Origin of the sequence: Kineococcus auxinigenes, assembly GCF_050871525.1 — a bacterium.
Taxonomy (GTDB): domain Bacteria; phylum Actinomycetota; class Actinomycetes; order Actinomycetales; family Kineococcaceae; genus Kineococcus.
Map to the genome: position 1 here is coordinate 53617 of NZ_JBKBCT010000013.1, position 8089 is coordinate 61705.

General features: G+C 71.6%; 10 protein-coding genes. 7 read left to right on the plus strand and 3 right to left on the minus strand.

Going from position 1 to position 8089, the window contains the following annotated elements:
- Positions 1-37 precede the first annotated feature (37 nt).
- A complete protein-coding gene (locus ACRYR9_RS06440) occupies positions 38-1243 on the minus strand; it encodes a flagellin N-terminal helical domain-containing protein (protein WP_432491139.1) in 1206 nt (401 codons plus the stop codon).
- Positions 1244-1620: 377 nt separating this feature from the next.
- On the opposite strand from ACRYR9_RS06440, the gene ACRYR9_RS06445 reads away from it, so the two are divergent.
- Both ACRYR9_RS06445 and ACRYR9_RS06450 read left to right on the plus strand, forming a co-directional pair.
- Complete coding sequence (locus ACRYR9_RS06445) at positions 1621-1833, plus strand: hypothetical protein (protein ID WP_432491141.1); 213 nt, start codon at positions 1621-1623, stop codon at positions 1831-1833.
- Positions 1834-1854: 21 nt separating this feature from the next.
- On the plus strand, positions 1855-2469 hold the full coding sequence (locus tag ACRYR9_RS06450; RefSeq protein WP_432491190.1) for a DUF559 domain-containing protein: 615 nt from the start codon (positions 1855-1857) through the stop codon (positions 2467-2469).
- Positions 2470-2594: 125 nt separating this feature from the next.
- Here the strand turns inward: ACRYR9_RS06450 and ACRYR9_RS06455 are convergent, their stop codons facing one another.
- Entirely contained in the window at positions 2595-3485 is an 891-nt protein-coding gene (locus ACRYR9_RS06455; protein ID WP_432491143.1) for a sigma-70 family RNA polymerase sigma factor, read from the minus strand.
- Between the two features lie 246 nt (positions 3486-3731).
- Between ACRYR9_RS06455 and ACRYR9_RS06460 the strand changes: the two genes are divergently transcribed.
- Positions 3732-4088 carry a hypothetical protein gene (locus ACRYR9_RS06460; protein WP_432491145.1) on the plus strand — a complete coding sequence of 119 codons (357 nt, stop codon included), beginning with the start codon at positions 3732-3734 and terminating at the stop codon, positions 4086-4088.
- On the opposite strand, the gene ACRYR9_RS06465 is transcribed toward ACRYR9_RS06460, so the two are convergent.
- Positions 4089-4619, minus strand: coding sequence for a Uma2 family endonuclease (locus ACRYR9_RS06465; RefSeq protein WP_432491147.1), 531 nt, complete (start codon positions 4617-4619; stop codon positions 4089-4091).
- A 138-nt stretch (positions 4620-4757) separates the two neighbouring features.
- Here ACRYR9_RS06465 and flgN point away from each other — a divergent pair, with 138 nt between their 5' ends.
- The 4 genes from flgN to fliW are packed head-to-tail and all read left to right on the plus strand — an operon-like array spanning position 4758 to position 8016.
- Complete coding sequence (gene flgN / locus ACRYR9_RS06470) at positions 4758-5249, plus strand: flagellar export chaperone FlgN (RefSeq protein ID WP_432491149.1); 492 nt, start codon at positions 4758-4760, stop codon at positions 5247-5249.
- Between the two features lie 14 nt (positions 5250-5263).
- Positions 5264-6622 (plus strand): flagellar hook-associated protein FlgK, encoded by a 1359-nt coding sequence (gene flgK / locus ACRYR9_RS06475; RefSeq protein WP_432491151.1) that lies wholly within the window; start codon positions 5264-5266, stop codon positions 6620-6622.
- Between the two features lie 38 nt (positions 6623-6660).
- Positions 6661-7575 carry a flagellar hook-associated protein FlgL gene (flgL, locus tag ACRYR9_RS06480; RefSeq protein WP_432491153.1) on the plus strand — a complete coding sequence of 305 codons (915 nt, stop codon included), beginning with the start codon at positions 6661-6663 and terminating at the stop codon, positions 7573-7575.
- A 36-nt stretch (positions 7576-7611) separates the two neighbouring features.
- Positions 7612-8016: a flagellar assembly protein FliW gene (gene fliW / locus ACRYR9_RS06485; protein WP_432491155.1), complete on the plus strand. Its 405-nt coding sequence runs from the start codon at positions 7612-7614 to the stop codon at positions 8014-8016.
- Positions 8017-8089 lie beyond the last annotated feature (73 nt).

The window sequence follows — 8089 nt, forward strand, 5'->3', positions numbered from 1 at the left end:
GGCTAGCTCATGTCAGCCGGCCTCGTAGCTCCGATGCTCAGCCGCGGAGCAGGGAGAGGATGTTCTGCGACGCGGAGTTCGCCTGCGCCAGCATGCTGGTGCCAGCCTGGGACAGGATCTGGTTCTTGGTGAACTTCGTCATCTCAGCAGCCATGTCGGTGTCGCGGATGGCCGACTCCGACGCGGTGATGTTCTCGATGGAGACGTTCAGGCTGCTCACCGCGTGCTCGAAGCGGTTCTGCACCGCACCGATGGTGGCGCGAGCGGTGGAGACACCCTTGAGCGCGTTGTCAACGTAGCGGATTGCCTTCTGAGCCTCGTCCACGTTCTCCGCGATGGTCGCAGTGTTGGACTTGATCAGGTTGATGTCATCCAGGTTGAGGCCAGCGGCGTTGAAGCCGGAAGCGCTACCCAGGACCTCGGTGGCACCCGGCGTCGCGGCAGTGCCCACGGTCACACCGGAAGCAGTACCCGAGCCCTCGGTGAACGCCAGGTCATAGGTGTCATCAACAGCCGTCTTCGCCTCAATGGCGATGTTGGTGCCCGTGACGGTGACGGTGAAGTTGTCGGTACCGATGGCAGAAACGATCGAGGCACCGATCTCGGCCGCCGTCGGCGTAGCGTCCAGGGTGATCGGGTGATCAGTCGCACCCACCGTCAGCTTGAAGTTCCCGCTGGCGGTCAGGGTGTCAGCGTCCAGAGTGATCTTCGCCTTGGCAGCAGGCACCGCGGTCACTGCGGCACCGAAGACCGTGTCATCCAGAGCCACGGAAATCTGCTCACCAGAGTTGGCGCCGACCTGGAACTGGCCCGTGTAGGAGCCGTCGAGGAGCTTCTGACCGCCGAAAGCGGTGGTCTCGGCGATGCGGGACAGCTCAGCCTTCAGCTGGCCGAACTCGAGGTTGGCAGCCTTCTGCGCGTCGGAGTCCTGCGAACCACCGTTCGACGCCTGAACCGCCAGGTCGCGCATGCGCTGAAGGATAGAGGTCGTAACACCCAGCGCACCATCGGCGGTCTGGGCGACGTTGACGCCGTCCTGAGCGTTGCGGACGGCCTGAGACATGCCGTTGATCTGCGAGCGCAGACCCTCGGAGACGACCAGGCCGGCCGAGTCGTCGGCGGCCTTGTTGATGCGGAAACCGGAGGACAGCTTCTCCAGCGAGCCGTTGAGCTGCTTGTCGGTCGCCTGCAGGTTGCGGTAGGAGTTGAACGCCGCGATGTTGTTGTTGACGCGAAGACCCATGATGACGATTCCTCCGTGAGTGGGGTCTGACTGGTTTACCTAACCGGTCCGTCCGTGGCCCGGCCCGTCAGGCTGTCGTGCCCGCCTGACACTCAATTCATCGGCCCGCAGCCGCCGGACCTGAGCGGGTCTTCGCGTGGCAAACGGGTGACGTGGGCGCCCCAGGAGCACCCCTCGTCACAAGAGCCCCAGAAGTGGCCTGGATGGCTGCAGCGAGGCGACCCGCGCACCGCGTCCGGTGTCCCCGGGGCATCTCGCTGCAGAGTCCCGGCCCGGCATTCCCCCGGGTGCGTCCACACCCCGCCCGGCGCGACCTGCACGGCCACCGCGTGTGGACAGCAGCTGGCGGACCCGCCCGACTGGGCACGCTGTCGCCCGTGGACCCCGTCACCGCCCCGGAGCGCCTCGGCGGCGCCGCCCGCAGCGTCGCGCTCCTGGGGCGCACCACCCGCCGGGCGCTCACGGCCGCGGTGCGTTCCGGCGAGGTGCTGCAGCCGGCACGCCGTCTGTACGTGCTGCCCTCCGCCGAGCCGGACGCCGTCGCCCGCGCCGCTGTCGACGAGGTGCTGTCCCGCGCCCCAGCGGCGTGAGCCTACGGGCTGCCCTTGTTCGTGCCCCTGCGGATCCCGCACGTCACCGCTCCCCGCGGCAGCGAGCGCACCTGGCCGGGTGTCGTGGTCAACCGCCGGCTCGTGCCGTCCGACGGCCACCGCACCGACGTGCTGCGCACCGTCCTGGACAGCCTGCACTGCCTGCCCCTCGCGGACGGCGTCACCGTCGCCGACGCCGCGCTGCACCGGGGCCTGGTGCTCCCCGGCGACCTGGCAGCGGCTCGCGACGCCCTGCACCCCAGCACCCTGCGCCGGAAGCACCTGCTCCTCGTCGACCCGCTGGCGATGTCACCGTTGGATTCGCTGGTGCGCGTCCACCTGGTCACCGCGGGCCTGCGGGTGCGTTCGCAGCTGCACCTGTCGGGCGTGGGGCGTGTCGACCCCCTCGTCGACGGCTGGCGGACCGTCGAACTCGACGGGCACGCCCACCACTCCCGCGAGGGCGCCTACAGGGAGGACCGCCGCCGTGACCGGACCGCGCTGCGGCAGGGTGCCGTGGTGCTGCGGTTCACCTATGAGGACGTGGCGCAGCGCGGTTCCCGCATCGCCGAGGACGTCAACCGCGTGCAGCGGCTCGGCCCACCGTGGCGGCCGCGGACTGGAACTCTGCACTGAGACGCCTCATCCACCACACCTGCGACACCCGAGTCGTCCCGGTGGAGAGTTTCAGCCCCGGCAACGACGGAGCGCCCCGCCACGAGGTGGCGGGGCGCTCCGGGGTGACGCAGACGCGGGTGGGTTCAGGCAGTGCGGGCGGCGACGGGCGCCGGCGCGGCGAAGGCGCCGAACGCCGACAGCGCCAAGCGCGCCTTGAAGTCGGACTGCGTGCCGACAGCGGCGTAGTACGCCTCCTTGCGCTTGACCGCAGGGGCCGAGCCGGTGACCGGCTGGACCATCTCCGGCGACAGGTGCGTGTTCATGCCGTCGCGCAGCATGGCCAGCGCCTCGGCGCGCATCTGTGAGATGCGGGACTCGGTGACGCCCAGCTCCTCGGCGAGCTCCGCCATGGGCCGCTCGGCGATGAAGTACCCCTCCACCACGATCCGCAGGCGCTCGGGCAGCGCGGCGATCGCGGAGCGCAGGTAGCCCAGGCGCTCGCGGTGCAGCAGCTCGGCCTCGGGGCCGGGGGTGTGGGTGGGCAGGTGGTCGTCGATGGAGCCGCCGTCGGCGGTGAAGCCCTGCATCGACAGCACCATGGCGCGCTGCGACTCGTCGCGGGTCTCGGTGAGCTCGCGCACCGACACGCCCAGCGCCGCGGCCAGCTCCACGGGGGTGGGGGTGCGGCCCAGCTGGGTGGTGAGCTGGTCCTCGGTGGCGTTGAGCTTGCGAGCGCGGGAGCGCACCCCGCGGGAGGCCCAGTCGGCGCCGCGCAGGTCGTCGAGGATGGCGCCGCGGATGCGGGTGTTGGCGTAGCGGGCGAACGGCACCCCGGTGGTGGGGTCGTAGCCGCGCGAGGCCTGGAACAGCGCCATGAGGCCCGCCGACGTCAGGTCGTCCCGGCTCACGTGGGAGGGCAGCCGGCCGATGAACTCGCTGGTAATGTAGCCGACGATCGGCAGGTGCTTCTCGACGAGCTCGGCGCGCTCGGCGTCGGTGAGCTGCACGGGGGTGCTGGCGGCGTCTGCGGTCACACCCGTTGTCTCGGGAGCGCTGCGCGTCACCTTGAGCGCCCGACAGGCGGACCTCCGCCGCGTCCGGCCCCCCTGCCGCACGGGCGGTGTCCACGCTCGGTGAGGACCCGGCGGCGACCGGGTGAACCGTCCCCCTGAGGGGCCGATCCCGTTCAGCACGCAAGCACTTCCGGCCGATGCTTACCCCGCAAGGCGCACCGGCCCCGAACCGGTGCGGCAGTGGTTCGAGAGACAGGAGTGGACGCCGTGAAGCCGTTGTACCGGGTGCTGCAGGACCTCGAGCACGCATCCCGCCGGGGCCGGCTGACGCCCTCGTTCATCGACGAGTACGCCGAGAAGCACGGCGAGCGCGTCAGCGCCCTCTACGCCCTGGCCGCGAAGAACTTCCTCACCGTCGCCCACGAGGACGGCCGCAACGACCACGTGCTGCGCGACCCCAACGAGAAGAAGCGCGGCGTCAACGCCGTCGTCGTGGCCTCCGCGATGGAGGACAACGCCCGTGAGATGCACCGCGAGCTGCGCAAGGCCCGCGACGACGGGCGCCCCTACGCGCTGCGCAAGCCCGGCAAGAACGCCTTCTTCATCCGCAAGCCGGGCGACTGATCAGGCGCCCCACAGGGCGGAGTCGTCGAACGACGTCAGCCACTCCGTGCCGCCGGGCCCCTCGTCGTAGCGCCGGCCCGGGCCGAGGGCCAGGCGGGTGAGCGTGCGGCCCTCCGGGTCGACGATCCAGTAGTTCGGCAGCTTCCACTGCGCGTACAGGTCCCGCTTGAGCAGGCGGTCAGCCGTGCGGGTCGAGGGTGACTCGACCTCCACGGCCAGCAACACGTCCGAGGGGTCGGCGTGCGCCCCACCCGCGGCGAGCGCCTCCTCGGCCGGGACGACCACGTCCGGGATGAGCAGGCGGTCGGTGGCCGCCCGACGCAGCACGTTGGCACCCGGGAGCACCACCCAGCCGGCCGGTGCGAGGTCGACCAGGTCGTGCGCCAGGCGGCCCACGAGCCGCTGGTGGCGCAGGTCCGCCAGGGGGGTCACGTGCAGGCTCCCGTCCACGATCTCCATGCGGGGGCCGTTCTCGTCCTCCGGCAGGTCCTCCACACGCAGTGGCCAGGTCATCTGGATCGACACGCTCACGACGCCACCCCCTCGGGCACAGGGTAACCAGGCCCCCCGGCCGCCGCCTCAGCTTCCACGGCCCGCTGCCGATGGGTGCGGCAAGGACGAGGGACGTCAAGGCGGTGCCACTGGGTGCCGAGGACGGGAAGGACACGCATGGCACTCGCCGAGGTCTCCGGCATCCTCTGGAAGGAGCGGGAGCTGATGGAGCTGCTCCTGTTCAAGCTGGAGGAGGAGCAGCTCGTGCTGGCCAGCGGCCGCACGCGCTGGCTGGCGCACGCCACCCGCGAGGTCGAGTTCGTCATGGAGCAGATCCGCTCCACGGAGGTCCTGCGGGCCGCCGAGGTCGACGCCGTCGCCGCCGAGCTGGGGATCGAACCCGGTCCCAGCCTCAACGCGCTGGCGAGCGCCGCTCCCGACCCGTGGGGTGATCTGCTGCGCGGCCACCGCGACGCGTTCCTCACCCTCACCGCGGAGATCCAGGCCCTGGCCGACGCTAACCGGGACCTGCTGAGCTCCGGCGCCCGCGCCCTGCGCGAGACGCTGCTCGGCCTGGACACCCCGCTCGACACCTACACCGCCCAGGGCAAGAACACGGCCGCGTCGGCCGGCGGATCACGCGCCCACTTCGTCGACGAAGCCCTCTGAAAGGACCCCTGACGATGAGCACCTTCTCCAGCATCAACCAGGCCAGCCGCGCCTTGTCCGCGGCCCAGCGCGGCATGGAGACCACCGGGCAGAACATCGCCAACGCGAACACCCCCGGTTACTCCCGCCAGCGCGTCGAGCAGTCCGCCGGCGTGCTGGCCCAGACGGGCCAGCAGGTGCAGCGCAACACCCCCGGCGACGGCGTCCAGGTCACCGGCATCGCCCGCGTCGCGGACGCCCTGGCCACCGCCACCGCGCGGCAGGATTCCGCGACCGCCGCCGAGCAGAAGACCGCCAGCCAGGTGTGGGCGGGCATCGAGACCGCCCTGGCCGACACCGGCACCTCGGGCCTCAGCAAGGACCTCGCGGACCTGTCCTCGGCGTGGAACGACCTCGCCAACGCGGGCGACGACGGCCTGGCGGCGGCCCGCTCGCTGGTCCTGAGCCGCACCGGGTCCGTCGTCTCGACGATCCGCGGCATGGACGACCAGCTGCAGTCCCAGTACACCGGTCTGACCGACCAGGCCCGCTCCGTCGCCTCCGACGTGAACCGGGCCGCGGCGAGCGTCGCGAAGCTCAACGAGGCCATCCGCAACACCCTCGCCGCGGGCGGCTCCGCCAACGAGCTGCTGGACCAGCGCGAGCAGCACCTGAGCACCCTGGCCAACGCCACGGGCGCGCGCACGGTCCAGCGCGACGGTGGTGTCGTGGACGTCTACGTCGGCAACGCCGCCCTCGTCTCCGGCGACAAGTCCTCCACGCTGACGATCGGCGTGCCCGCCGGCGCGAGCATCGGCGGGGAACTCACCACCACCGTCGGCGGGATGGCGGCGACCCCGGCCGCCGGCACTCTGAAGGGCCTGCTGGACGGCGCGAACACCACGCTGGTCGAGCAGAAGGAGGCGCTCGACGACTTCGCCACCACCTTCGCCAAGGGCGTCAACGACGCGGTGAAGCAGGTGGCCGGGAACGGCGACCTGCTCAGCACCACCGACTCGGGCGGCGGCACGGGCAACGCCGCGCGCGACCTCGCCCTGACCGCCACGGCCACCTCGTTCGCGGACAGCGCGGCCGGCACGGTCGACCGCGCCGCCGCCAAGGCCGCCGTCACCGGTCTGCGCACCGTCACCACGGCGTGGCGCAAGGAGGTCACCGACATCGCCACCTCGGCGCAGTCGGCCGAGAACCGCGCCGCGCTCGCCGAGCAGGTGTCGCTGAAGTCGGACGCGGCCCGCGAGGCCGTCTCCGGCGTGAACCTCGACGAGGAGATGACGAACCTGGTCGCCTACCAGCACGCCTACTCCGCCGCCGCCCGCGTCCTGTCGGTCATCGACGAGGCGCTGAGCACGCTCATCAACACCGTCGGCCGCTGACCCCCCACCCCCGACGACCTGACCCCAGGAGGTACCCCGTGCTCGGCCGAGTGACCCAGCGCAGCATCGCGCTGAACTCCCTGACCAACCTGCAGGCAGCGCAGGCCCGCAGCAGCAAGCTGCAGGAGCAGCTCACCAGCGGCAAGGCGTACGCCAAGCCGTCGGACAACCCCGTCGCCGCCGGCAACGCGCTGCGCCTGCACGAGCAGGTCGCCGTCAACACCGAGCACGCCCGCAACATCGGCGACGCGCAGGCCTGGATGACCACGCAGGAGAACGCCCTCGACGGCGCCCTCTCCGCGGTGCAGAAGGTGCGCGACCTCACCGTGCAGGCCGCCAGCACCGGTTCGAACGACAGCCGGGCCCGCGCGGCCATCGCCTCGCAGCTTCAGGAGATCAAGGGCCAGCTGCTCAGCAGCGCCAACACGACCCACATGGGCCGGGCGGTCTTCGCCGGCACCAGCACCGCCACCGAGGCCTACACCGAGGTCAGGGACGGCGCCGGAGTCGTCACCGGGTACACCGCCAACGACGACCTCAAGGCCGTGACCCGTGCGGTGGCCCCCGGGGTCGAGGTGCAGGTGAACCTGTCCGGCGCGGAGGTCTTCGGCACCGGCGCCGACTCGGTGTTCACCGAGATCGACGACCTGATCACCGCGGTCAACGGCACCGACGGCGCCGCGATCAGCGGCAAGCTGTCCGTGATCGACGACCGGATGGGCAAGGTCCTGAACGGCCTGGCCACCATCGGTGCCCGCGTCAACCAGCTGGACGCGCTGCAGGAGGCCGGCACGACCCGCGCCGACTTCCTCGCCGCGCAGCTCGACGAGGTCGAGGGCGTGGACCTCGCCAAGACCTTCGTCGAGTACAACCTGCAGTCCACCGCCTACCAGGCGGCGCTGCAGTCCACCGCCAAGGTCATCCAGCCCACCCTGCTCGACTTCCTCCGCTGATCCCCCTCAAGCCCAGGAGTTCCTAGAGTGACCCTCATGACCGACGCTCCCGTGTCCGCGCCCACGATCGAGTTCGTGGCCCCCATCGCGGGTCTGCCGCAGCACATGCGCTTCCACCTCGTCCCCCTCGACGAGGACGGCACGCTGTTCTCGCTGCGCAGCGTGGACGACACGGGCCTGCGCCTGGTCGTCGTGGCCCCGGGCCGCTTCTTCCCCGGCTACGCGCCCGAGATCGACGACGAGACCGTCGCCGCCCTCGACCTGCGCGACGCCACGGAGGCGGCGGTGCTGTGCGTGGTGAACATCGGGGACGACCCGGCGACCGCCACGGTCAACCTGCTCGCCCCGGTGGTCGTCAACCACCGCACGATGCAGGCCGCGCAGACGGTCCTGACGGGCACCGACTTCCCGCTGCGCGCGCCGCTGCGGCCGGTCGCCTGAGCCGCACCACCTGGACCGCACCGGTCCCGGGGGGGGGGGGGGGGGGGCCGCGCCCGCGCGCGGGCGGGGCCGG

Coding starts and splice junctions, on each gene's coding strand:
- ACRYR9_RS06440 (WP_432491139.1), bottom strand. CDS start 1,243: ATGGGTCTTCGCGTCAACAACAACATCGCGGCGTTCAACTCCTACCGC.
- flgN (WP_432491149.1), top strand. CDS start 4,758: ATGGCACTCGCCGAGGTCTCCGGCATCCTCTGGAAGGAGCGGGAGCTG.
- flgK (WP_432491151.1), top strand. CDS start 5,264: ATGAGCACCTTCTCCAGCATCAACCAGGCCAGCCGCGCCTTGTCCGCG.
- fliW (WP_432491155.1), top strand. CDS start 7,612: ATGACCGACGCTCCCGTGTCCGCGCCCACGATCGAGTTCGTGGCCCCC.